20 protein-coding genes are annotated in these 24,650 nt (G+C 53.9%); 7 read left to right on the top strand and 13 right to left on the bottom strand.

The genetic code is table 11. From position 1 onward, the window contains the following. Positions 1 to 17 precede the first annotated feature (17 nt). Positions 18 to 833, bottom strand: coding sequence for a co-chaperone DjlA (gene djlA, locus AC6I8W_RS03420; protein ID WP_480368219.1), 816 nt, complete (start codon positions 831 to 833; stop codon positions 18 to 20). Positions 834 to 1,015: 182 nt separating this feature from the next. Between djlA and lptD the strand changes: the two genes are divergently transcribed. The 6 genes from lptD to apaH are packed head-to-tail and all read left to right on the top strand — an operon-like array spanning position 1,016 to position 7,834. Then, positions 1,016 to 3,388, top strand: coding sequence for an LPS assembly protein LptD (lptD, locus tag AC6I8W_RS03415; protein ID WP_497836986.1), 2,373 nt, complete (start codon positions 1,016 to 1,018; stop codon positions 3,386 to 3,388). Between the two features lie 54 nt (positions 3,389 to 3,442). Continuing rightward, complete coding sequence (gene surA / locus AC6I8W_RS03410; RefSeq protein ID WP_497836985.1) at positions 3,443 to 4,738, top strand: peptidylprolyl isomerase SurA; 1,296 nt, start codon at positions 3,443 to 3,445, stop codon at positions 4,736 to 4,738. Then, positions 4,728 to 5,720, top strand: coding sequence for a 4-hydroxythreonine-4-phosphate dehydrogenase PdxA (pdxA, locus tag AC6I8W_RS03405; protein WP_497836984.1), 993 nt, complete (start codon positions 4,728 to 4,730; stop codon positions 5,718 to 5,720). The genes surA and pdxA overlap by 11 nt, the downstream gene beginning before the upstream one ends. Continuing rightward, complete coding sequence (gene rsmA / locus AC6I8W_RS03400) at positions 5,713 to 6,537, top strand: 16S rRNA (adenine(1518)-N(6)/adenine(1519)-N(6))-dimethyltransferase RsmA (protein WP_497836983.1); 825 nt, start codon at positions 5,713 to 5,715, stop codon at positions 6,535 to 6,537. The genes pdxA and rsmA overlap by 8 nt, the downstream gene beginning before the upstream one ends. Positions 6,538 to 6,541: 4 nt before the next feature. Next, positions 6,542 to 6,919, top strand: coding sequence for a Co2+/Mg2+ efflux facilitator ApaG/CorD (apaG, locus tag AC6I8W_RS03395; protein WP_497836982.1), 378 nt, complete (start codon positions 6,542 to 6,544; stop codon positions 6,917 to 6,919). Between the two features lie 51 nt (positions 6,920 to 6,970). Further along, the gene (gene apaH, locus AC6I8W_RS03390) at positions 6,971 to 7,834 is read left to right on the top strand and encodes a bis(5'-nucleosyl)-tetraphosphatase (symmetrical) ApaH (RefSeq protein ID WP_497836981.1); all 864 of its coding nucleotides are present in this window, start codon (positions 6,971 to 6,973) and stop codon (positions 7,832 to 7,834) included. 67 nt (positions 7,835 to 7,901) lie between these two features. Here the strand turns inward: apaH and folA are convergent, their stop codons facing one another. The 10 genes from folA to ribF all read right to left on the bottom strand — a co-directional run bounded on the left by folA (position 7,902) and on the right by ribF (position 21,797). After that, positions 7,902 to 8,384, bottom strand: coding sequence for a type 3 dihydrofolate reductase (gene folA, locus AC6I8W_RS03385; RefSeq protein WP_497836980.1), 483 nt, complete (start codon positions 8,382 to 8,384; stop codon positions 7,902 to 7,904). Between the two features lie 288 nt (positions 8,385 to 8,672). Further along, positions 8,673 to 9,815 (bottom strand): porin, encoded by a 1,143-nt coding sequence (locus AC6I8W_RS03380; RefSeq protein ID WP_497836979.1) that lies wholly within the window; start codon positions 9,813 to 9,815, stop codon positions 8,673 to 8,675. Between the two features lie 238 nt (positions 9,816 to 10,053). Then, on the bottom strand, positions 10,054 to 13,278 hold the full coding sequence (carB, locus tag AC6I8W_RS03375; protein ID WP_497836978.1) for a carbamoyl-phosphate synthase large subunit: 3,225 nt from the start codon (positions 13,276 to 13,278) through the stop codon (positions 10,054 to 10,056). A 13-nt stretch (positions 13,279 to 13,291) separates the two neighbouring features. Continuing rightward, a complete protein-coding gene (gene carA, locus AC6I8W_RS03370; RefSeq protein ID WP_013507820.1) occupies positions 13,292 to 14,440 on the bottom strand; it encodes a glutamine-hydrolyzing carbamoyl-phosphate synthase small subunit in 1,149 nt (382 codons plus the stop codon). Between the two features lie 470 nt (positions 14,441 to 14,910). Continuing rightward, positions 14,911 to 15,726 (bottom strand): 4-hydroxy-tetrahydrodipicolinate reductase, encoded by an 816-nt coding sequence (gene dapB, locus AC6I8W_RS03365; RefSeq protein ID WP_497836977.1) that lies wholly within the window; start codon positions 15,724 to 15,726, stop codon positions 14,911 to 14,913. Between the two features lie 246 nt (positions 15,727 to 15,972). Continuing rightward, positions 15,973 to 16,926: a 4-hydroxy-3-methylbut-2-enyl diphosphate reductase gene (gene ispH / locus AC6I8W_RS03360; protein ID WP_497836976.1), complete on the bottom strand. Its 954-nt coding sequence runs from the start codon at positions 16,924 to 16,926 to the stop codon at positions 15,973 to 15,975. Continuing rightward, complete coding sequence (fkpB, locus tag AC6I8W_RS03355) at positions 16,907 to 17,377, bottom strand: FKBP-type peptidyl-prolyl cis-trans isomerase (RefSeq protein ID WP_480371467.1); 471 nt, start codon at positions 17,375 to 17,377, stop codon at positions 16,907 to 16,909. The genes ispH and fkpB overlap by 20 nt, the downstream gene beginning before the upstream one ends. Positions 17,378 to 17,386: 9 nt before the next feature. Further along, the gene (lspA, locus tag AC6I8W_RS03350) at positions 17,387 to 17,887 is read right to left on the bottom strand and encodes a signal peptidase II (protein WP_497836975.1); all 501 of its coding nucleotides are present in this window, start codon (positions 17,885 to 17,887) and stop codon (positions 17,387 to 17,389) included. Continuing rightward, positions 17,887 to 20,706: an isoleucine--tRNA ligase gene (gene ileS / locus AC6I8W_RS03345; RefSeq protein ID WP_497836974.1), complete on the bottom strand. Its 2,820-nt coding sequence runs from the start codon at positions 20,704 to 20,706 to the stop codon at positions 17,887 to 17,889. The genes lspA and ileS overlap by 1 nt, the downstream gene beginning before the upstream one ends. A gap of 155 nt (positions 20,707 to 20,861) precedes the next feature. Beyond that, entirely contained in the window at positions 20,862 to 21,797 is a 936-nt protein-coding gene (gene ribF / locus AC6I8W_RS03340) for a bifunctional riboflavin kinase/FAD synthetase (protein WP_497836973.1), read from the bottom strand. A gap of 318 nt (positions 21,798 to 22,115) precedes the next feature. On the opposite strand from ribF, the gene rpsT reads away from it, so the two are divergent. After that, positions 22,116 to 22,379: a 30S ribosomal protein S20 gene (gene rpsT / locus AC6I8W_RS03335; protein ID WP_013507813.1), complete on the top strand. Its 264-nt coding sequence runs from the start codon at positions 22,116 to 22,118 to the stop codon at positions 22,377 to 22,379. 51 nt (positions 22,380 to 22,430) lie between these two features. Here rpsT and nhaR read toward each other — a convergent pair whose 3' ends face one another. Next, complete coding sequence (gene nhaR / locus AC6I8W_RS03330) at positions 22,431 to 23,333, bottom strand: transcriptional activator NhaR (protein ID WP_497836972.1); 903 nt, start codon at positions 23,331 to 23,333, stop codon at positions 22,431 to 22,433. Between the two features lie 22 nt (positions 23,334 to 23,355). Next, a complete protein-coding gene (nhaA, locus tag AC6I8W_RS03325; protein ID WP_497836971.1) occupies positions 23,356 to 24,528 on the bottom strand; it encodes a Na+/H+ antiporter NhaA in 1,173 nt (390 codons plus the stop codon). Positions 24,529 to 24,650: the final 122 nt, after the last annotated feature.

Here is a 24,650-nt window from a genome sequence, read left to right as displayed (position 1 = left end):
CGTTACGGAGAACGGATTTATTTAAATCCCTTTTCCTTACGAATCAAATCGTAAGCTGCCTGAATTTCCTGCGCTTTCTGCTTCGCCATCTCCATCATCTCCGGCGGCAGCCCCTTCGCCACCAGTTTATCGGGATGATGCTCTGCCATCAGCTTGCGATACGCGCGCTTGATGGTGGTGCTGTCATCGCTGCTTTTCACTCCCAGCACACTACAGGCATCTTCCAGCGTCGGGCCGCGTTTAGCTTGCTGATACGCGCCACCGCCATACGATGAACCGCCGCCGCCAAATTGCTGGCCACCCTCCATCATGCGCAGGAACTGGTCAAACTGCATCTTTGAGATACCCAGCTCCTCGGCGATCACATACAACACCTGGCGTTCGTTGGGATGCAGCGAACCATCAGCGAATGCCGCCTGGATCTGAATTTCCAGAAACATCCGAATCAGATCAAAACGGCCAAAGCAGGCACTGCGCAGTTCACGCAATTTATTGCGTAGCGGATAGTCGCCCTGCTTGCCTTCACGGAAGGCACGCTGCGCCGCAGTACGCGCATCGCCATGTAATTGCATACGATCCATCAACAGAGACGCAATCTGGATGTCCGCTTCAGTGACGCGCCCTTTTGACTTGGTCAAATGGCCCATCACCTGAAAAGTGGTACTAAAAAACAGTGTCTGGCGGGTTTGGTTGTTAGCGAAGTAGCCTTGTCCCTGAACGCTGCGCACCTTATCAAACATGTGGCCAATGATCAGACCCAGTACAATGCCCCAAAAGCCTAGCCCGGAAAGCAAGCCCAAAGCCAGACCAATTACTTTTCCCCAGTAGCGCATAAACTCCTCAATTCGCCATGCTTGCGGCTGAAAATTGCATTATCATACCTGTCATTTATCTCAGCGCCTAACGGCAACGCGGACAGAAAAGGATTAACACTGGCGCATCGCCGGGCAGTAAGTTAGTCTCTGACCGGATTGTCGGCATGATGCCAGTTTTCATGGAATTATCGAAACCGCGTATGAAAAAACGTATACCTACCTTGCTGGCTACCATGATTGGTGCAGCGATATACAGTCAGCATTCCCTCGCCGACGACTTAATGTCGCAGTGTATGCTGGGCGTGCCGAGCTTTAACCGCCCGTTGGTTAATGGCGACACGAATTCGCTGCCCGTGACGATTCATTCTGACTCGTCCAAAGGCACCTATCCCAACGACGCGGTATTCACTGGCAATGTCGATGTGCAGCAGGGTAACAGCCGCATGACTGCCGACGAAGTACAGTTGCATCAGCGTCAGCAGGAAGGGCAAACCACACCGGTGCGTACCGTTGATGCGCTGGGTAATGTGCACTACGACGATAATCAGGTCATCCTGAAAGGTCCGAAAGCCTGGTCGAATCTGAATACCAAAGACACTAACGTCTGGAACGGTAACTACCTGATGGTAGGCCGTCAGGGACGTGGTGACGCCGACCAGATGAAACTGCGCGGCAACAACCGTTATACCATCCTCGAAAACGGCAGCTTTACCTCCTGTTTGCCAGGCAGTAACAGTTGGAGCGTGGTTGGAACTGAGGTGATTCAGGACCGTCAGGAAGAAGTGGCAGAGATCTGGAATGCGCGCTTTAAACTCGGCAATGTACCGGTTTTTTATAGCCCTTATCTGCAACTGCCGATTGGTGATCGTCGCCGCTCAGGCTTCCTGATCCCGAATGCGAAATACAGCAGCACGAATGGTTTCGAGTTCATGCTGCCGTACTACTGGAACATTGCGCCGCAGGCCGATGCCACCATTACGCCGCATTATATGAGTAATCGCGGCCTGCAATTGCAGAATGAATTCCGTTATCTGACCCAGTTTGGTGCGGGGTTGATGGAGCTGGATTATCTGCCATCCGATAATCAGTACAATAAAGACAAAGGGGTGCGTAGCATTGCGCAGGACGCAAGCTCCGATCGCTGGTTGTTCTACTGGCGTCACGCTGGGGTGTACGATCAACACTGGCGTTTCAATGCGGACTACACCAAAGTCAGTGATCCCTATTACTTCAACGATTTGACGTCGCAGTACTACAGCTCGACCGATGGATACGCCACCCAGAAATTCAGCGTTGGCTATTCGGATACCAACTGGGACGCCACGCTTTCCACTAAAGATTTCCAGGTATTCGGCACCACCAGCAACAGCAACGTTTATCGTGCGATGCCGCAGCTCGATCTGAATTTCTATCAGAACGATATCGGGCCGTTTGATGGTCGTGTTTTCGCGCAGGCGGTCAAGTTCACTAACGTCAATAGCCGGATGCCTGAAGCGACACGTCTGCATATTGAGCCGACGCTGGATCTGCCGCTATCCAATGGCTGGGCCAGTCTGGACACCGAAGCCAAGTTCCTTGCTACCCATTATCAGCAAGACAGCCTCGATTATTACAACAGCTCAAGCTACACACGTACTTCCAGCGGCCTGCTGAAAGACTCCGTTAACCGTACCCTGCCGCAGTTCAAAGTGGACGGTCGACTGGTGTTTGACCGCGATATGGACTGGGCTGAGGGCTACACTCAGACGCTGGAGCCGCGCGTCCAGTATCTCTACATTCCGTACCGCGACCAGAGCTCTATCTATCCGTACGACTCAACGTTGCTGCAAACTGACTATACCGGCCTGTTCCGCGACCGTACCTACAGCGGCCTCGATCGCATCGCCTCAGCCAATCAGGTCGCAACCGGTGTCACCACGCGAATTTATGATAACGATTTGGTTGAACGTTTTAACGTTTCTGTTGGTCAAATCTACTCGTTTACCCCATCGCGAACTGGCGTTCAGCAGATCGATGATGAAGATGACACCGGCAGCCTGATCTGGGCCGGTGACACTTACTGGAAAGTGAGCGATCGCTGGGGCGTGCGTGGCGGGCTGCAATACGATACCCGTCTCGATAACATAGCTCAGGGCAATGCGGTGCTGGAATATCGACAGGATGCCGATCGTATGGTGCAGCTGAGCTACCGCTACAGCAGCCCGGAATACGTCGCGCAAGCGCTGAATGACTCCAGTCTGCTGAATAACCCGATCTACAAAAACGGCATCTCTCAGGTCGGCGCTACCGCCAGTTGGCCGATTGCCGATGCCTGGTCGCTGGTCGGTGCGTATTACTACGACACCCGCAACAGCAAACCGGCTGATCAGGTGCTGGGACTACAATACAGCTCCTGCTGCTATGCGATCCGCGTCGGTTACGAACGCAAAATCAACGGTTGGGAAAACAACAATAGTAAGTATGACAACCAAATCTCATTCAACATTGAGCTGCGTGGCCTTAGCTCCAACTATGGCTTAGGCACCCATGACATGCTGCGTCAGGGCATCATCCCTTACCAGCAGGCTTTCTGATGTTGTGATGTTTGACAGGCTATCCCGCAGTGCGGAAACAACAATGGATAAAGTATGAAGAACTGGAGAATGCTGATTCTTGGTGTGGCGATTGCCGCTAACACTGCGTTCGCAGCCCCGCAAATGGTAGATAAAGTTGCCGCCGTCGTGAATAACGGCGTGGTGCTGGAGAGTGACGTTGATAGCATGCTGCGCACGGTGAAAGCACAGGCACAGCAGGCCCATCAACAACTGCCTGATGACAATACCCTGCGTCATCAGATCCTTGAGCGCCAGATCATGGATAGCATTGTTTTACAGATGGGTGAAAAAGCGGGACTGCAGATCAGCGATCAGCAGTTGGATGAAGCTATTACGAACATCGCCGGTCAAAACCATATGACCCTCGACCAGCTGCGTAGCCGCATCGCCTATGACGGTATTAACTACAACGAGTACCGTGCGCAAATCCGTAAAGAGATGATGATCTCTGAAGTACGTAACAACGAAGTACGCCGTCGCGTGACTATTCTGCCGCAGGAAGTGGATACCCTGGCGAAACAGATTGGTTCGCAGAACACGCAAGGTACGGAGCTGAATGTCAGCCAGATCCTGCTGCCATTGCCGGAAAACCCAACCCAGCAGCAAGTTGATGACCAGGAAGCGCTGGCTCGTCAATTAGTGGGTGAACTGAAAAAAGGTGCCGACTTTGGCAAACTGGCCGTGACCTATTCTGCCGATCCGCAGGCGCTGAAAGGCGGCAACATGGGCTGGAGCAAGATTGAAGAGTTGCCTACCCTGTTCTCCCAGGCACTGGCAAGCGCGCAGAAAGGCGATGTGGTAGGTCCGATCCGTTCAGGCGTTGGCTTCCATATTCTGAAAGTGAACGATCTGCGTGGCGAGAGCAAAAACATCTCCGTGACCGAAGTACACGCACGTCATATCCTGCTGAAACCGTCACCCATCCTCACTGACGATCAGGCACGTGCCAAACTGGAAGAGATTGCCGCCGATATTCGCAGCGGTAAGATCACCTTTGCCGCCGCAGCTAAACAGTATTCCGACGATCCGGGTTCAGCGAACCAGGGTGGTGATCTGGGCTGGACCTCACCGGAGGTATTCGATCCGGCATTCCGTGATGCGCTGCTGCGCTTGCAGAAAGGCCAGACCAGCCAGCCGGTTCACTCCTCTTTTGGCTGGCATCTGATTCAGTTGCTGGATACCCGTCAGGTTGATAAGACCGATGCGGCACAGAAAGAACGCGCCTATCGCCTGCTGTTTAACCGTAAATTCGCGGAAGAAGCGCAGACCTGGATGCAGGAACAGCGCGCCAGTGCTTACGTGAAGATTCTGGACAACAATGGTCAGTAATTATCGTGTGGTTATCACTCCCGGCGAACCCGCCGGGATTGGTCCTGATTTAACCGTTCAACTGGCTCAGCGTGACTGGCCGGTTGAACTGGTGGTATGCGCTGATGGTGAGCTGCTGCGTAATCGCGCAGCTCAGCTTGGCTTACCGTTGACGCTGCGTGATTACCAGCCCGGTGCGGCGGCACAACCGCAACAGGCTGGTTCACTGACGCTGCTCCAGATTGATACCGCGCAAGCGGTCACACCAGGTGAGTTGGCGGTGGCTAACAGCCACTACGTGCTGGCAACCCTGGCGCGAGCCTGTGATGGCTGCCTTAACGGTGAATTTGCCGCGTTGATTACCGGCCCGGTTCACAAAGGCGTGATCAACGATGCCGGTATCCCCTTTACCGGACATACCGAGTTTTTCGCCGATCGCGCGGGCGGTGACCGCGTAGTAATGATGCTGGCTACCGAAGAGCTGCGGGTGGCATTGGCGACAACCCATCTACCGCTGAAAGATGTGTCGGCCGCGATCACCCGTGACAGCCTGCATGAAGTGATTACCATTTTGCACCGTGATATGCAGCAAAAGTTCGGCCTGCCGAACCCGCATATTTTCGTCTGCGGCCTGAATCCGCACGCGGGCGAAAGTGGCCATATGGGCCGCGAAGAAATTGATACTATCATCCCGGCACTGGAAGAATTACGGCAGCAGGGCATCCAACTGACCGGTCCGTTGCCCGCTGATACCCTGTTCCAGCCGAAATATCTGCAACATGCTGACGCCGTGCTGGCGATGTATCACGACCAGGGCTTACCTGTACTAAAATTTCAGGGGTTTGGCCGAGCAGTGAATATCACGCTGGGACTACCCTTTATCCGTACTTCAGTTGACCATGGCACCGCGCTGGAACTGGCCGGTCTGGGTCAGGCGGAGCCGGGCAGCTTTATTACGGCGCTTAACCTCGCCATCACTATGATCAAGAGCAGTAATGAATAATCGCGTCCATCAGGGGCATTACGCCCGTAAACGTTTCGGGCAAAACTTCCTGAACGATCAGTATATTATCGACAGCATCGTCTCCGCTATTCACCCGCAAAAGGGGGAAGCCGTGGTGGAGATTGGTCCCGGCCTCGGCGCATTGACAGAGCCGGTGGGCGAGCGCCTGGATGAGCTGACCGTGGTGGAACTGGACCGCGACCTTGCCGCGCGTTTACAAACCCACCCGTTTCTTGGCCCCAAACTGACCATCTTCCAACAGGATGCGATGACCTTTGATTTCTCCGCGCTGGCGCGTGAGAAAGGCCAGCCACTGCGTGTGTTTGGCAACCTGCCGTACAATATCTCCACCCCGCTGATGTTCCATCTTTTCAGCTATACTGGTTCGATTAAAGACATGCACTTCATGCTGCAAAAAGAGGTGGTCAACCGTCTGGTGGCCGGACCGGGCAGCAAAGCCTATGGTCGACTCAGCGTGATGGCGCAGTATTATTGTCAGGTGATTCCGGTACTGGAAGTACCGCCACAATCGTTCACACCACCGCCTAAAGTGGACTCCGCGGTGGTACGCCTGGTGCCGTATGCTCAGCCACAACATCCGGTCAGCGATGTGCGTCTGTTAAGCCGCATCACGACCGAGGCTTTCGGTCAACGCCGTAAAACGTTGCGCAACAGCCTGGGTCATTTGTTTGCTGCGGGTGCGTTGGAGGCACTGAATATTGATGCCTCCCTGCGTGCAGAAAACGTCTCGGTTGCTCAGTATTGTCAACTGGCCAACTGGCTCGGCAATTATCAGGCAGAAAATCTGGAGAACTAAGTGCATGAGTGAACTGGCCCGCGTCTGTATCCAGGTACAAAGCCTGTATGTGGAGTCGCAATCGTCACCTGACGAGGAGCGCTACGTGTTTGCCTACACCATCACCATCCGCAATCTGGGGCGCAGCAGCGTCCAACTGCGCGGTCGTTACTGGTTGATCACCAACGGCAACGGTCGCGAAACTGAAGTTCAGGGCGAAGGGGTGGTGGGTGAACAACCCCATATCGCGCCCGGTAGTGAATTTCAATATACCAGCGGCGCGATCCTCGAAACGCCGATGGGCACCATGCAGGGTCATTACGTGATGATCGACGAAGAAGGCGAAGAGTTCTTTGTCGACATTCCAGTGTTCCGACTCGCGGTGCAAACCCACATCCACTAATCCTTCCTCGCCCGGCCAGTCCGGGCGATGCGTTTTAACCGGACTGATGTAATGAGTACATATCTGATTGGCGATGTTCACGGCTGTTATGATGAGTTACGTGCCCTGTTAGCACAGGTTAACTTCGATCCGCAGCAGGATGTCCTGTGGCTGACCGGCGACCTGGTGGCTCGTGGCCCCGGCTCGCTCGACGTGCTGCGTTACGTGAAGTCGCTGGGAGAGTGCGTACGGTTAGTGTTAGGCAATCACGATCTCCATTTACTGGCGGTGTATGCCGGTATCAGCCGTAACAAACCCAAAGATCGCCTGACACCGTTATTGGAAGCCGCCGATGCTGATGAGCTGATTAACTGGCTGCGTCGTCAGCCGTTATTGCAGGTGGATGAAGAGAAAAAGCTGGTCATGGCCCATGCAGGTATCACGCCCCAATGGGATCTCGATACGGCAAAAATCTGTGCGCGTGAAGTCGAAGCCGTGCTATCCAGTGACAGCTACCCGCTATTTCTCGACGCGATGTATGGTGATATGCCGAATAACTGGACCCCAGAACTCAGCGGTCTGGCACGCTTACGCTTCAGTACTAACGCGTTGACCCGGATGCGTTTCTGCTTCCCGAATGGTCAGTTGGATATGATCTGCAAGGATGCCCCAGAATCCGCCCCACCACCATTAAAACCCTGGTTTATGATCCCGAGTCCAGTGGCACGTGATTACACGGTGATTTTCGGGCATTGGGCATCTCTGGAAGGTAAAGGCACGCCGGAGGGCATCATTGGGCTGGATACCGGTTGTTGCTGGGGGGGAACGCTCACCTTGCTGCACTGGGAAACACAGCAATACTATGTCCAGCATTCTAACCGTGAGCAGGCGATGGCGCAGAGCGCAGCCCATCCGCCGCTCAGTCACCACGAATAACCGTTTCGTAGCGACGCGATTTATCGCACAGGTTTTAAAAGCGCGCGATAAATCGCGCCGCTATAAATTAACGGCGGCGTTCGAGGATTTCGAAGCAGTAGCTGTGTGAATTCTGCGCGTCGGCATCGTGGAATTCACTGAAGGTAGACTGCCACTCGTCCGGCTCGTAGTCCGGGAATTGGGTGTCACCCTCCACTTCCGCATCAATGTGGGTCAGGTAGAGACGGTCGGCACGCGGCAGCATCTGTTCGTAAATACGCCCACCACCAATCACCATCACCTCTTCCGCATCACCCGCTGCATTCACCGCATCTTCCAGCGACGTTACCCAGGTCACGCCTTCATGGTTGCCCGGCTGGCTGCTGACCACAATGTTCAGACGGCCCGGTAACGGACGACCAATGGATTCAAAGGTCAGACGCCCCATAATCACGGGCTTATTCAGGGTGTTGCGCTTGAACCATGCCAGGTCGGCAGACAGGTTCCACGGCATGGCATTTTCCATACCGATGATGCGATCCGCTGCCAGAGCTGCGATCAGACTAATCATGTTTAATGACCTACAGGAAAAAAATTGGCGCCATCATACGTAAAGGCGAAACTTTCGTCGATAGGAGGGACTCGCTATTTGCGTAAAGCTCCTTTGCCACCGCATTTTTGTTATTGGACAGAGTTTTACACCGCTTTTCTCAGCAATATCCGAGAGAGGCGCCATATTTTAGCGTGGAAATGGCACAAGGCAGCGTGAAAAGGGGATGTGACCTGTACGCGCGTGTAAAGAAATGCGCACTGACGCCAACAAAAGAAAACGGCTCCCGCAAGGAGCCGTGGATAGCGATTAGAAATCGTAGCGCAGACGCAACAGGTTAACGTTACCCAGTGATTTGTCGGTGCTGGAGGTAATCACGTATTCGTAATCAACACGGAAGCCGTAGTCGAGCTGGAAGCTCACACCCAGGCCGTTGTCGATACGTTGATAGTTGCGATCATTGATGTATTGCAGACGGTCACCCATAAAGTACGGCTGGATGGATTTAACCGCATATTGACCAATCGGGAATTTGTAGCCCGCAAAGTATTCCACACCCCAGGCATCGCCAGCGAAGTAGTTATGTACCTGCGATGTTTTGGTAGACAGGAAGTTCTGATAGTAACCACCACCGGCAGAAAGCGTCCAGTTACCTGGCGTCCAGCTCAGTGCAGTACCGTAGATGTTTTGGTTATAGGTTTTGCTGTCGCCGCTTGACGGTTGATGGATATCAGCACGGGTATAGTTCCACGCCGTACCCCAGGCCAGATCTTTGGTGATGTGGTAGTTCACACCCAGAGAACCGCCGCCTTTACGTTTGTAACGCAGTCCTTTACCTGGCAGATAGTCATTATCTTCGAACAGATAAGACGCATAAACATCAGCATCGCCAAAGGTGTTTTTGTATTTCAGCTGTTTACGTGAACGGTAGGAACCATCGTAGTCACCATTGATACCGTTACCCGGTGCCTGGGCTTTCATATCGTAATCCCAGATATCGGTTTTTGCACCGACCACATCATAGTAAATGCTGTTCTGCTGACCGAAGTAGAGTTCACCAAGGGTCGCACTTTTGAAGCCGGTGTACAGCTGACGACGCGTGGTGTTGTTCGCACCGTCGGCATAGTGGTTATCCCAACCCCACCAGGCCGGGAAGTTGACACCCAGCTCGTAGTAACCCACCCAGCTAACATCATCGAACAGGTAGTAATTGGCGGTAAAACGGAAACGTGAGCCACCGTCATAACCATTACGCTGGTAAGATTTGTCATTCACGCCGTTCTGATGCAGGAACTGCGGACGGATACTTCCGCCGACTTTAAAGTCGAGACGGCTCAGCGGATCGTTAGCCTGCGGGTCTGCTTTGAGAAGAGTAACTTCAGCCTGGCTGGCAAGTGGTGCCGCTGCGACCAGCGCAGCAATGGCGGTGAGAGTGAAAGCACGCATTTTCATTTTTTATAAATATCCCAGTTATGCTCGAAAAAATGAGCGATTAAGATACTAAAGGGAGCAGCATCGCTTTATATTTATAAAATTGTGCTAATAATGATGTGAAAAATTAAATCCGCACTAAGAGCTAAAAACTAAGCCAAATCAATATGTTTCATATAAGTTAACTTATTAACCAGACAGATAAATAAATAAAAAACGGCCCCCTGAGGAGCCGTTGTTTGTTATTTAACCAGAAGTTTTAACCTGTAATTTGCTGATGCATTTCCTGCACAGAAATCACTTTTTCGGTTGGGTCTGCATTCAGTGCCATCGCCGTCGCAAAACCGCCGTTCAGCGTGGTGTCATAATGCACTTTATATTGCAGTGCACTGCGGCGAATCAGTTTGGAATCCTCAATCGCCTGACGCCCAGCCGTGGTATTAACGATATAGGTGTATTCACCGTTCTTCAGGCGATCCTGAATGTGCGGACGACCTTCATGTACCTTATTCACCAGGCGCGGATTGATACCGGCTTCACCCAGCACCACAGCGGTGCCGTGGGTGGCATCCAGCTCAAAGCCAAACTTCTGCAATTTCGCCGCCAGATCAACGATACGTTTCTTATCGCCTTCACGCACCGACAGCAACGCGCGACCTGATTTTTTCATGTTGCTCTGCGCACCCAGCATCGCTTTAGCGAAGGCTTCCGCAAAGGTACGCCCTACGCCCATCACTTCACCGGTTGAACGCATTTCCGGGCCGAGGATCGGGTCAACGCCCTGGAACTTGTTGAACGGCAGTACCACTTCTTTCACGGAGTAGTACGGCGGAATCACCTCTTTGGTGACGCCCTGTTCAGCGAGCGTTTTGCCTGCCATCACGCGCGCAGCCACTTTCGCCAGTGGCACACCGGTCGCTTTGGAGACAAACGGTACGGTACGTGCTGCACGCGGGTTGACTTCAATCAGGTAGACTTCATTGTCTTTCACCGCAAACTGTACGTTCATCAGACCACGGACATTCAGTTCGAATGCCAGTTTCTCTACCTGCTGACGCATCACGTCCTGAATTTCGGCATTCAGGGTATAAGCTGGCAATGAACAAGCGGAGTCGCCGGAGTGCACGCCCGCCTGCTCGATATGTTCCATGATGCCGCCAATCAACACGCGCTCGCCGTCGCAAATCGCATCAACGTCGACTTCAACCGCGTCATCCAGGAAACGGTCAAGCAGAACAGGCGCATCGTTAGAAACCGACACCGCCGTCTGGAAATACCGCTTCAGGTCGATTTCGTCGTAAACGATTTCCATCGCACGGCCACCCAGTACATAGGACGGACGCACCACCAGCGGATAACCGATACCAACCGCTTTTTCCACCGCCTGCTCCAGAGTAGACACAGTGGCGTTAGCCGGTTGTTTCAGGTTCAGACGCTCAACCGCCTGCTGGAAACGCTCACGGTCTTCAGCACGGTCAATCGCATCCGGGCTGGTGCCGATAACCGGCACACCTGCCGCTTCCAGCGCACGCGCCAGTTTCAGCGGGGTCTGGCCGCCGTACTGCACGATGACGCCTTTCGGCTGTTCGATGCGCACGATTTCCAGCACATCTTCCAGCGTAACCGGCTCGAAGTAGAGGCGGTCAGAGGTGTCGTAGTCGGTGGAAACGGTTTCCGGGTTGCAGTTAACCATGATGGTCTCGTAACCATCTTCACGCAGTGCCAGCGCGGCGTGTACACAGCAGTAGTCAAACTCGATACCCTGGCCGATACGGTTTGGACCGCCGCCCAGGACCATGATTTTATCGCGGTCCTGGTTAGGATTGGCTTCGCACTCTTCCTCATAGGTTGAGTACATATAGGCCGTGTCGGTCGCGAATTCTGCCGCACAGGTATCAACACGTTTGTAGACCGGATGCAGGTTGAACTGCTGACGCAGTTTACGAATTTCACTTTCCGCCACGCCAGCCAGGGTTGCCAGACGTGCATCGGCAAAGCCTTTACGCTTCAGCGCACGCAGGAAGGCAAAGTCCAGCACCTTCACGCCTTCACGTGCCACCTGCTCTTCCAGACGCACCAGTTCTTCAATCTGTACCAGGAACCAGCGGTCAATGTTGGTCAGGTTGAACACGCCGTCAACCGACATACCCGCGCGGAACGCATCGGCGATGTACCAGATACGGTCAGAACCGGCATCTTTCAGCTCGCGGCGGATGCGGGTCAGCGCTTCGGCATCATCAAGGTTCACTTTCGGGTCAAAACCGTTGGCACCCACTTCCAGGCCGCGCAGTGCTTTCTGCATGGATTCCTGGAAAGTACGGCCAATCGCCATCACTTCACCGACAGATTTCATCTGGGTAGTCAGGCGATCGTTGGCACCGGCAAACTTCTCGAAGTTAAAGCGTGGAATCTTAGTCACAACGTAGTCGATGGACGGTTCGAATGACGCCGGAGTACGACCACCGGTGATATCGTTCATCAGTTCGTCGAGGGTGAAGCCCACCGCCAGTTTCGCCGCTACCTTAGCAATCGGAAAGCCGGTCGCTTTAGAGGCCAGCGCCGAAGAACGGGACACACGCGGGTTCATTTCGATAACGATCAGGCGACCATCTTTCGGGTTAACCGAGAACTGCACGTTAGAACCGCCCGTCTCAACCCCGATTTCACGCAGTACCGCCAACGAGGCGTTACGCATGATTTGATATTCTTTGTCGGTCAGAGTCTGCGCCGGAGCCACGGTGATGGAGTCACCGGTGTGGATACCCATCGCATCGAAGTTTTCGATGGAGCAGACGATGATGCAGTTGTCGTTTTTATCACGCACCACTTCCATCTCGTACTCTTTCCAGCCAATCAGCGACTCGTCAATCAGCAGCTCATTGGTCGGCGACAGGTCCAGACCACGTTCGCAAATCTCTTCAAACTCTTCGCGGTTATACGCGATACCGCCACCGGTGCCACCCATAGTAAAAGAAGGGCGAATGATGCACGGGAAGCCGACGTCTTCAGCGACGGCCAGCGCTTCTTCCATGGTGTGCGCAATACCGGAACGTGCGGTATCCAGGCCAATGCTTTTCATCGCTACGTCGAAACGACGGCGGTCTTCAGCTTTATCAATCGCATCAGCAGTCGCACCGATCATGGTCACGCCGAATTCTTCCAGCACGCCCTGACGTTCCAGTTCCAACGCACAGTTCAGCGCTGTCTGGCCACCCATAGTTGGCAGAACCGCATCCGGGCGCTCTTTTTCGATGATTTTACGCACCACTTCCCAGTGGATAGGCTCGATATAGGTCGCATCGGCCATTTCCGGGTCGGTCATGATGGTTGCCGGGTTGGAGTTCACCAGGATGACGCGGTAACCCTCTTCACGCAGCGCTTTACACGCCTGTGCGCCGGAGTAGTCAAATTCACATGCCTGGCCGATAACGATCGGGCCTGCGCCAAGGATCAGGATGGATTTTATGTCTGTACGTTTTGGCATCGTTAGCTCCTGATTACTTCGCGTTAGAACGGTGGGCTTCAATCAGTTCGATAAAGTGATCGAACAGCGGCGCCGCATCGTGCGGGCCTGGGCTGGCTTCCGGGTGTCCCTGGAAGCTGAAAGCCGGTTTATCGGTACGGTGAATACCCTGTACGGTCTGGTCGAACAGCGACACATGCGTCACACGCAAATTGGCCGGTAAGTTGCTGTCATCAACCGCGAAGCCATGGTTCTGCGCAGTGATCATCACGGTGTTATTGTCGAGATCTTTCACCGGGTGGTTGCCGCCATGATGGCCCAGCTTCATTTTGATGGTCTTCGCACCGCTTGCCAGCGCCAGCAGCTGATGGCCGAGGCAGATACCGAATACCGGGATATCGGTATTGAGGAAAGACTGAATCGCGCTGATGGCGTAATCGCATGGCTCCGGGTCACCAGGGCCGTTGGAGAGGAAGATCCCGTCCGGGTTCAGCTTCAGCACGTCTTCCGCTGAGGTTTGCGCCGGTACTACCGTCAGACGGCAGCCGCGATCCACCAGCATACGCAGGATATTGCGCTTGGCGCCAAAATCGTAGGCCACCACGTGGAAGGGCAATTCTTCTGCTGACTTCTGCTCCGGCAGGTCACCTGCCAGTGTCCAGCTACCCTGCTGCCATGGATAAGTTTCTGCTGTCGTCACTTCTTTTGCCAGGTCCATACCTTTCAGGCCAGGGAAGGCTTGTGCCTTCTGCAACGCCAGCGCAGCATCCGGGTTATCACCCGCGATGATACAGCCGTTCTGTGCCCCTTTCTCACGCAACAGACGTGTCAGCTTGCGCGTATCGATATCGGCAATGGCGACGATGTTGTTGCGCTGCAAATAAGCTGACAGGCTCTCTTCACTACGGAAGTTGCTGGTAATCAGCGGCAGGTCGCGAATAACAAGGCCTTGAGCATGAATTTGACTGGACTCTGCGTCGGCGGCATTAACGCCAACATTGCCGATATGGGGATAAGTGAGGGTGACGATTTGGCGGGAATAGGAGGGATCAGTGAGGATTTCTTGATAACCGGTCATTGACGTATTGAAAACGACCTCCCCCACTGCCGATCCCGTTGCCCCGATGGCCCGACCGTGGAATTGGGTTCCGTCTTCCAGAACCAAGAGCGCTGACTTAATCAAAACATCCTCCAGGGAATAAACAGTCACAATATTTGCATATTAATTCAAAATACAGTCCTGAATCAATGCAAAAACCGCCTGACTGGTCGATTTTTGGCAAATTGCGCGCATTCTAATGATCGACCCGCACATTGTCTACCCTGAGACGTTATTTTTTTGTTTTTTTCGGGCAACTGAATGTTAAAAGCAGCAGAAAGGGATAAAAGAGCGAGATAACTCGGAAAAATAAACGGTTGCGAGGCGGAAATAATCTGAAATGCGTGCTACCGGGACGATATTTTTGACCAAATGGTCAAAATTGATGATTTAAAGGATAAAAAAACACACACAAAACATAAAAACACGAGACTTATTGATAAAAATAAACGTAATGGCTATTTATCATATAAAATAAAGGGCAATAATAATATTGCCCTATTCAATCAATATCTTACCGATTGAAATAACCACATCACGATGGTTCACAACACTCACAACATCGATAAATCCAGCACATCACGCATATCATAAAGGCCAGATTTCTTGTCTTTAAGCCAGTAAGCGGCTTTCACGGCACCATTTGCAAAGGTCATGCGGCTGGAAGCCTTATGGGTAATCTCTACGCGTTCCCCAATATCAGCAAACATCGCGGTATGTTCGCCGACGATATCCCCCGCACGCACGGTGGCAAAACCGATGGTTTGCGCTTTGCGCTCTCCGGTATGACCTTCACGCGTGTAGACCGCGTGCTCATCCAGTTTCCAGTCCATCGCCTCAGCGATGGCTTCACCCATCGCCAGTGCCGTACCTGATGGTGCATCAACTTTGTGACGGTGGTGCGCTTCCACGATTTCAATATCGGCATACTCGCCCATCACTTTTGCGGCTTGTTTCAGCAGCTCCAGCACCAGGTTCACACCAACGCTGAAGTTGGCGGCGAACACGATGCCAATCTCTTCTGCCGCAGCACGAATCGCCGCTTTGCCCGCTTCATCAAAACCGGTGGTGCCAATCACCATCGCTTTTTGGTGCTGGCGGCAAAAAGCCAGATATTCCAGCGAACCTTCCGGACGGGTGAAGTCGATCAACACGTCGAAATCATTGACCACCTGTTGCAAATCAGCGGTGATGATAACCCCGGTCTTGCCAATACCCGCCAGTTCACCAGCGTCGCTGCCGATCAGTGACGAACCGGTGCGAGCCAGCGCAGCGCCTAATACGACGCCTTCCGCCTGTTGCGCGGCCTGAATCAAATTGCGTCCCATGCGACCCGGCGCACCAACAATAGCAATGCGGATTTCACTCATATTTATTCATTCCTGATACAAATCTATGCATGCAAAGCGCAAACAGGTTAACGGTCAGATAACAGTCACGCCACAATAAAAAAGGGATAATAAGAATTTTATGCCAGCCGCGTCAGATTATCAGTAAAAGCAATCTCACCAGGTGGAAATAGGATCTGCGTAGCAGCGCGATTTATCGCGCATCTTTTGAAAACCCGAAAAAAAGGCGCGATAAATCGCGCCGTTACAGAATGTGTGGTGATTCTCTTACTGAACGTTGCGAACGTCGACGCGCAACTCTTTCGGCACTTCAAACACAATGTTTTCTTCGCGGCCAATCAGCTCAATTGCCGCTTCGCCGCCCAGGTCGCGCAGACGCTGAATCACCTGCTGCACCAACACATCCGGCGCTGAGGCTCCTGCGGTTACGCCAATGGTGGTCACGCCTTTCACCCACTCTTCCTGAATATCATCAGCAGAGTCGATCAGCTTTGCCAGCTTACCGGCACGCTGTGCCAGTTCCGCCAGGCGGTTAGAGTTGGAGGAGTTTTTCGACCCCACCACCAGCACCACTTCGGCATCCCGCGCCAACACACGCACCGCTTCCTGACGATTGGTGGTGGCGTAACAGATATCATCCTTGCGTGGACCGATGATCGCCGGGAAGCGCTGACGCAGCGCGTCAATCACGTCTGACGTATCATCGACGGACAGCGTCGTCTGGGTCATAAAGCACAGATTGCGTTCATCTTTGACATTGAGTTTGAACACATCTTCCGGCGATTCCACCAGATACATGCCGCCGTTGGGGTTATTGTACTGCCCCATCGTGCCTTCCACTTCCGGGTGCCCCGCATGCCCAATCAGAATGGCTTCGACGCCTTTACGGCTGGCGCGCGCCACTTCCATATGGACTTTCGTCACCAACGGACAGGTGGCATCAAACAGCATGGTCAGATTACGCGCCTTTGCTTCAGCACGTACCGCCTGAGATACCCCGTGCGCCGAGAAGATCAGGATAGCGTCATCCGGCACTTCGCTGATCTCTTCAATAAAGATGGCACCACGCTCGCGCAGGCTGCTCACCACGTAGCGGTTATGTACCACTTCATGGCGCACATAGATCGGTGCGCCGTACATCTCCAGCGCGCGTTCAACGATGCTGATGGCGCGATCCACACCCGCGCAGAAACCACGTGGGTTAGCTAACAGGATTTGCATCACTTGCCTCCAGCACCGGATCGATCTCCAACACTTCAATCTCAAACTGAATGTGCTGACCCGCCAGCGGATGGTTGAAATCGACGGTGATCGAATCACCAGAGACTTCACGGATCACGCCCGGCATTTCGCTGCCACCCATGCCGCTGAACAGCATAATGGCACCGACTTCCGGCTCGCCCGCATCGATAAAATCACGACGCGAGAAGTATTGGATCAGGTCTGGGCTGATGCCGCCAAAGGCATCTTCCGGTGCCAGGGTAAAGCTGTGCTTGTCGCCCACTTTACGTCCCAGCAGTTCCTGCTCCAGCGCCGCCGACAGGCTGCCATCGCCCAGACGAAACAGCGCGGGTTTGCCGTTGGCGCGCGTCGATTCCGCTGTCGAACCATCTTCCAGCTTCAGCGTAAAATGCACCAGCAACGCGCTGTCGCGCTGTACAGAGTCTGTCATCATTTACCCTTAATCTTTAACCTGTTTGCCTTTCGGGCTTAAAAAGCCCTCCAGCACCACCAGCGCAGCACCTATACAGATGCCGCAGTCAGCGATATTAAAGGTCGCGAAGTGCCAGTCACCGATATAGAAGTCGATAAAGTCGACCACAAAACCGTGATACGCGCGATCAAACAGGTTACCTAATGCCCCGCCGATAATCAGCGCATAGGCAATGTTGGTTAATTTGTTGCGGGCCGGATTGCGGTACATCATCACCAGCAGCGCCACCACAATCGCGATGGCGATACCGGCAAAGAACCAGCGCTGCCAGCCGCCTTTATCCGCCAGGAAACTGAACGCCGCGCCATAGTTGTGCGCGTAGAACAGGTTCAGGAACGGCATCAGTGGCCGCGTTTCGTGCAGCATCATGTTGTTCATGATCCACTGCTTACTGACGAAATCGACCACAATCACTACCAGCACCAGCCACAGCCAGCGCAATCCGGTTGAGAAAATTGCTTTACTCATCAGGCAAACTTACGCTCTTCGCCGTTACCGGCCACGTTGGTGTAACAACGTCCGCAGACCGCCGCATGTTCCGGGTTCTGACCGACGTCGGTAGTGTAATGCCAGCAGCGCGGACATTTCTCGCCTTCTGCTTTATGCAGCGCGATTTTCAGACCTTTCAGCAATTCACTCTGCTGCGCTTCATCACTCGCTGTAGCGTAATCCGCTACGGTGGCGCCTGACGTCAGCAGCACAAAGCGCAGTTCGTTACCCAGCGCCTGCAATTTCGCCGCCAGCTCCGCATCCGCATACAGGGTCACCGTCGCTTCCAGCGCGCCACCGATACGTTTATCGCTACGAGCCTGCTCAATCACCTTGTTGACTTCGCCGCGCACTTTCAGCAGCTCAGCCCAATAGGCATCGTTCAGCGCTTCGTCGTCGGCCAGACCAAACAGGCCGTCGTACCACTCTTCGGTGAACACGTATTGTGCACGTTCGCCTGGCAGGTAGCCCCAGATTTCGTCCGCAGTGAAGGACATAATCGGTGCCATCCAGCGCACCAACGCTTCAACGATATGCCACAGTGCTGTCTGGCAGCTGCGACGCGCCAGGCTGTCGCCTTTGGCGGTGTACTGACGGTCTTTAATGATGTCGAGATAGAACGACCCCATCTCTACCGAGCAGAACTGCATCAGACGCTGAATCACTTCATGGAAATCGTAGTTGGCATAGGAGGCTACGATATCTGCCTGTGCGTCCAGCGCACGGCCAACGGCCCAACGGTCCAACACCACCATCTCTTCCGGGCTGACTTTATCGGTTACCGGGTTAAAGCCGCTCAGGTTAGCCAGCAGGAAGCGCGCGGTGTTACGGATACGACGATAAGCATCCGCAGAACGCTTCAGAATTTCATCGGACACCGCCATTTCGCCGGAGTAGTCGGTTGATGCCACCCACAGACGCAGAATGTCAGCACCCAGCTTGTCCATCACGTCTTGTGGTGCCACGGTGTTGCCGATGGATTTCGACATCTTGCGGCCCTGGCCATCCACGGTGAAACCGTGCGTCAGTACCTGGCGATACGGTGCTTTACCTTTCATCGCCGTGGAGATCATCAGCGAGGACATAAACCAGCCGCGATGCTGATCCGAGCCTTCCAGATACATATCCGGGCTATGACCTTCAAATTCCGGGCGCGCATCCACCACGGCATAGCTGGTTGATCCGGAATCGAACCACACATCCAGCGTATCCGGCACTTTGGTATAGTTGTCAGCGTCGTCACCCATCAGCTCGCGTGCGTCAAGATCCCACCACGCCTGAATACCGTCCTGCTCCACACGCTGCGCCACTTTTTCCATCAGCTCCAGCGTATCCGGGTGCAGTTGTTCGGTCTCGTTATGCACGAACAGCGCCATCGGCACACCCCAGGTGCGCTGACGGGAGATACACCAGTCCGGGCGGTTAGCGACCATCGCTTCGATACGCGCCTGGCCCCAATCCGGGATCCACTGCACGCCTTTGATCTCTTTCAGCGACTGGGCACGCAGACCTTTCTGATCCATGCTGATAAACCACTGCGGGGTGGCACGGAAGATGATCGGTGTTTTATGACGCCAGCAGTGCGGGTAGCTGTGCAGCAGTTTTTCTACGTGCAGCAGCGCGCCTTTCTGTTTCAGCAGCTCAACGATCATATCGTTAGCTTTGAATACGTTGACGCCATCCAGCGTCGGATAAGTGCCTGGCAGGTAGGTGCCATCCGGGCCAACCGGGTTAGCGGTTTCCAGACCGTATTTCTGACCGATAACATAGTCATCCGGGCCGTGACCTGGCGCGGTATGCACTGCACCGGTACCGGCTTCGAGGGTAACGTGTTCGCCCAACACCACTTTTGACTGGATGTTTTCCAGGAAAGGATGCTGGAACAGTTGCAGCTCCAGCGCTGCACCTTTGCATTCACCCAGCACACGCCAGTCGCTGATGCCCGCGCGTTTCATCACGCTTTCCACCAGGTCTTTGGCGAGGATCAGGCTACGGCCTTCGATTTGCACCAGCTGGTATTCAAACTCAGGATGCAGAGAAATACCGCGGTTGGCTGGCATGGTCCACGGGGTAGTGGTCCAGATGACCAGAGACACCGGGCCTTCAGAGGCTGTGACGCCAAATTTAGCGCGCACTGCATCCGCATCCAACGCATTGAACATCACGTCGATGGACGGCGAGGTTTTGTCGTAATATTCGACTTCGGCTTCCGCCAGCGCCGAGCGGCAGTCCAGACACCAGTGCACCGGCTTCGCGCCTTTATGCAGGTGGCCGTTGCCGATGATTTTACCCAGCGCACGGATGATGTTGGCTTCAGTCTGGAAGTTCATGGTCAGGTACGGACGATCCCAATCGCCCAGCACGCCAAGACGGATAAAGTCTTTTTTCTGCCCTTCCACTTGCTCCGCCGCGTATTGACGGCAGGCTGCACGGAATTCCGCCGCGCTGACTTTCTCGCCCGGCTTACCAATCATCTGCTCAACTTTGTGTTCGATCGGCAGACCATGGCAATCCCAGCCCGGAACGTAAGGCGAATCAAAGCCCGCCATGCCTTTCGACTTAACGATAATGTCTTTCAGAATCTTGTTAACGGAGTGACCAATATGAATGCTGCCGTTCGCGTAGGGAGGGCCATCATGCAGAATAAAGGTTTTTTTCCCTTTTTTGGCTTCGCGGATGATGCCGTACAGGTTGTCATCATACCAACGTTGCAGCATTCCCGGTTCGCGTTTGGCCAGATCGCCACGCATCGGGAACCCCGTTTCCGGCAAATTCAGGGTAGATTTATAGTCACTCATCAGATTCTCGGTTCCATATATCGGTCATTAAGCCGGTGTTTTTATACCCGTCATACTTCACGTTACAGGCGCGTTGGCTGCGCTCATTCACCCCAGTCACTTACTGATGTAAGCTCCTGAGGATTCATTCTCTTGCCGCCTTCCTGCAACGCGAATTATGTAGGGTATCGCCCAAAAAATTGTCGGGCCGTCACCACATCTTTCGCTATTTGTTCTTTCAGCGCATCCAGCGAGGCGAAACGCTGTTCGTCGCGAATCTTCTGTTTCAGTACCACATCAATGTGGCGTCCATAAAGATTCATATGTGTGTCAAGCAGGTGAACTTCAAGCTGCTGACGCAGACCTTTTACCGTCGGGCGCGTACCAATGTTGGCAACGCCAGGGATAGGATGTTCACCCAAGCCCAGTACTTCAACCGCAAACACGCCTTTCACCGGCGTTACCGTGCGGCGTAAAGGGAGGTTGGCGGTGGGAAAACCAATGGTACGGCCCAGGGCATCACCGTGCACCACGCGGCCTGAAATACTGAAGGGATGGCCCATCAATGCCTGCGCCTGGACAAAATCATCCTGCGCCAGCGCCTGCCGCACCGCGGTACTGCTGATGCGTTTGCCACCATCACAAAATGTCTGGGTGCTGATGACATCAAAGTCATATTCCACACCGGCTTTCTGTAATAACAGGAAATCCCCCTGGCGACCAGCACCAAAGCGGAAATCATCGCCGACAGCGAGGAATTTAACGTTCAGCTTCTCCACCAGCAATTCAGAGATGAAACTCTGCGCCGAATGGGCGGCAAAGCGGCGATCAAAGCGGACACACAGCACCGCATCAACGCCAGCCTGCTTCAGGTACTTCAACTTTTCACGCAGACGCATCAGGCGAGCCGGGGCTTTATCGCCCGCAAACAGCTCCAGCGGCTGCGGTTCGAACAGCATCACGATCACCGGAAGCTGGCGCTTTCGTCCCTCTTCGACCAGTTCTGCCATCAATGCCTGATGGCCGCGATGAAAACCGTCAAAATTACCAATGGTCAGGACGCAGCCGCGATGCTGCTGGGTGATATTATAAATACCGCGGATAAACTTCATGGCTGACTCAAACCGGTGGAAATCGGCGGATTATACCCTTGAATAGCGTTCAGGTTAACCCGTCTGCGTGCCTTTCCTGCTTCTGTTGCCGCTTATTGCTCGTGCAAGCAGGGGCTTAGCGGGGTTCTGAAGAATTTTGTTGCGAAATACTGTATTCAGCGCGGTGTTGCTGGTAGAATCTTGCGCCATCAATTACGTAACCGGGTGTCGTTTGTAAAACGGCGCTTATTTGCACAAATCCATTGACAAAAGAAGGCGCAAAAGGCATAGTCCTCGGCCTTTGATTTGTCCATATAGAACACATTTGGGAGTTGGACCTTGGCTAATATCAAATCAGCTAAGAAACGCGCCGTAACATCTGAGAAACGTCGCAAGCATAACGCGAGCAACCGTTCTATGATGCGTACTTTCATCAAGAAAGTATACGCGGCTATCGCAACAGGCGACAAAGCTGCTGCGCAGAACGCATTCAACGAAATGCAACCGATCGTGGACCGTCAGGCTGCTAAAGGTCTGATCCACAAAAACAAAGCTGCACGTCATAAAGCAAACCTGACTGCACAGATCAACAAACTGGCTTAATCGCCCGTCTGTTAATCGCTTTGTGAAAGAACCGGCGCTAAGCCGGTTTTTTTATGCCTGCGGTTTACCGCTGAACAATGCGCTGAAGTCGCGATGGCAAATGCGTTGTACCGCCGGATGCTGGATCATGCGCTCGGCAAAAATCACGTGATACTCCTCCATCACCGTATCCAGACGGCCTATTTCCCGAATGGCGTCATCACGGTAGATCGCCTCACCATACAAGGTGGGTGCCACGAAAATCGCGTTGTGTTGCGCGCCAAATGCTTTCATCAGCGCGGCATCATCAAACTCACCGAGAATCTCGACCTGCAATCCCTGACTGTGGATCCAGTTCAACAGCTTACGTCCCAGCATCGATCGGCGACCGGGGATCAGCAAACGACGCTGCTCCAGGCAAGCGGGGAAAGCCAGTTCCGGCCACGGCGCATAGCACCAGAAACTCACCGGGCACTCGCCCAGCTTCACCGAAAACAGTCCCTCCTGCTGCGTTGAATCAATCGGGCAGTCAGAGACAATCATATCCAGCTTATGCTGGCTCAATTGCTCCAGCAGCATCTCATGCGTCGACTCAAAACAGCGCAGATGAATCTTCTCATCCGCTACCACGGCCGCCTCCAGCACCTGACTCACCAGCTGTTTGGAAAGCGCGTCCGCGATGCCGACATCAAACAACAGGTTCGACTCTTTGCGATAGTTGACGATATCCAGCATCTCCTGGCTGAGCATAAACATGCGGTCGGCATAGCGAAACACCAATTGCCCCAACTCAGTCGGCACCAGACCCCGTCCCTGACGACGAAACAACTTGCCTTGCAGGCGCTCTTCCAATGCCTTGATCTGCCCGGTGATAGTTTGTGGCGTCAGGAACAACGCCTCAGCCGCACCGACTATCGATCCCTCACGGCACACGTGCCAGAAGTAATACAGATGGTTGTAGTTGATATGTGACATCTGCGCTCTCCCCGGTGCCGGATTATGCCGTCTGACGCGGCAGACGCCGCCACAGCAGCACATATCCCACCACTGCGGAGATTATCGATCCCAATAAAATGCCCAGTTTCGCCAGCGTGATCAGCTCAGGCGCGGCTTCGCCGTAGGCCAGCGAGGCGATAAAGATCGACATGGTAAAGCCAATCCCACACAGCACGCCAACGGCGGCAATATCCCGCAACGAGGTGTTATCCGGCAACTTTGCCAGCCCGGTTTTGACGCTGAGCCAACAGAACAAGGTGATGCCTAATGGTTTGCCGACAAACAGGCCCAGCATGATACCGAGCGGCAACAGCGAAAACAGGCTGCCTGGCGTCACCCCAGCCAGCGGCACGCCCGCATTGGCAAAAGCAAACAACGGCAGAATCAGCCAACGCACCCACGGATGCAGCGCATGCTCCAGGTGGATAGCCGGGGAGTGCCCATTTTTCTTCTCCAGCGGGATCAGGAAGCCTACCACCACACCAGCCAACGTGGCATGTACGCCTGATTTCAATACCGCCGTCCACAGCACCAGCCCTACCAACAAATAAAGGCCGGTGTTGCGCACATTCAGCAAATTCATGATGCCCAGCACCACAATCGCGCCAGCCGCTACCCCCAGCGATACCATCGACAGATCGCTGGTGTAGAACAGCGCGATAATCACGATAGCGCCCAGATCGTCGATGATCGCCAACGCCATCAGGAAGATCTTCAGTGCTGGCGGTACACGGCTTCCCAGCAGCGCCAGAATCCCCAGCGCAAAGGCAATATCGGTTGCCGTGGGGATCGCCCATCCGCTGCGTGTGGCTGCATCTCCGGCGTTAAACAGCAGGAACAACAATCCCGGCACCACCATGCCACCGACAGCAGCAATCAGCGGGAAAACCGCCTGATCGCGGCGTGCCAGCGCGCCCATCACCATCTCGCGTTTCACTTCCAGACCGACCATCAGGAAGAATACCGCCATCAGCGCATCATTGATCCAAAGCAGCAGATTTTTGCTGATATCCAGTGAGCCAAAACGGAACTCGACCGGGATGTTAAGCAGGTCATGATAACCTTGCTGGGTGCTGAGAGTGTTGGCGAGCAGCAAGGCGATGGCCGCCGCAATGATCAGCACCACGCCGCTGGTGGCATCGTTATTCAGAAGTTTTTTCAATCGGATATTCACGTCCAGATTCCTTGTCGCAGAGCGAATAATGAAAAGGCGGTTAGCTGAACGAATGCTGTTCAGTTAAGCACAATCTGTAGCGGCGCGATTCATCGCGCGGGTCTGACAGAACATGCCAATGC

It is taken from the genome of Pantoea sp. X-Soil-TKNS-1211 (genome assembly GCF_059730495.1).
The sequence above is the reverse complement of the archived record's forward strand: the minus strand, read 5'-3'. Positions and strand labels throughout refer to the sequence as shown.

Coding starts and splice junctions, on each gene's coding strand:
- djlA (WP_480368219.1), bottom strand. CDS start 833: ATGCGCTACTGGGGAAAAGTAATTGGTCTGGCTTTGGGCTTGCTTTCC.
- lptD (WP_497836986.1), top strand. CDS start 1,016: ATGAAAAAACGTATACCTACCTTGCTGGCTACCATGATTGGTGCAGCG.
- surA (WP_497836985.1), top strand. CDS start 3,443: ATGAAGAACTGGAGAATGCTGATTCTTGGTGTGGCGATTGCCGCTAAC.
- pdxA (WP_497836984.1), top strand. CDS start 4,728: ATGGTCAGTAATTATCGTGTGGTTATCACTCCCGGCGAACCCGCCGGG.
- rsmA (WP_497836983.1), top strand. CDS start 5,713: ATGAATAATCGCGTCCATCAGGGGCATTACGCCCGTAAACGTTTCGGG.
- apaG (WP_497836982.1), top strand. CDS start 6,542: ATGAGTGAACTGGCCCGCGTCTGTATCCAGGTACAAAGCCTGTATGTG.
- apaH (WP_497836981.1), top strand. CDS start 6,971: ATGAGTACATATCTGATTGGCGATGTTCACGGCTGTTATGATGAGTTA.
- folA (WP_497836980.1), bottom strand. CDS start 8,384: ATGATTAGTCTGATCGCAGCTCTGGCAGCGGATCGCATCATCGGTATG.
- AC6I8W_RS03380 (WP_497836979.1), bottom strand. CDS start 9,815: ATGAAAATGCGTGCTTTCACTCTCACCGCCATTGCTGCGCTGGTCGCA.
- carB (WP_497836978.1), bottom strand. CDS start 13,278: ATGCCAAAACGTACAGACATAAAATCCATCCTGATCCTTGGCGCAGGC.
- dapB (WP_497836977.1), bottom strand. CDS start 15,726: ATGAGTGAAATCCGCATTGCTATTGTTGGTGCGCCGGGTCGCATGGGA.
- ispH (WP_497836976.1), bottom strand. CDS start 16,926: ATGCAAATCCTGTTAGCTAACCCACGTGGTTTCTGCGCGGGTGTGGAT.
- fkpB (WP_480371467.1), bottom strand. CDS start 17,377: ATGACAGACTCTGTACAGCGCGACAGCGCGTTGCTGGTGCATTTTACG.
- lspA (WP_497836975.1), bottom strand. CDS start 17,887: ATGAGTAAAGCAATTTTCTCAACCGGATTGCGCTGGCTGTGGCTGGTG.
- ileS (WP_497836974.1), bottom strand. CDS start 20,706: ATGAGTGACTATAAATCTACCCTGAATTTGCCGGAAACGGGGTTCCCG.
- ribF (WP_497836973.1), bottom strand. CDS start 21,797: ATGAAGTTTATCCGCGGTATTTATAATATCACCCAGCAGCATCGCGGC.
- nhaR (WP_497836972.1), bottom strand. CDS start 23,333: ATGTCACATATCAACTACAACCATCTGTATTACTTCTGGCACGTGTGC.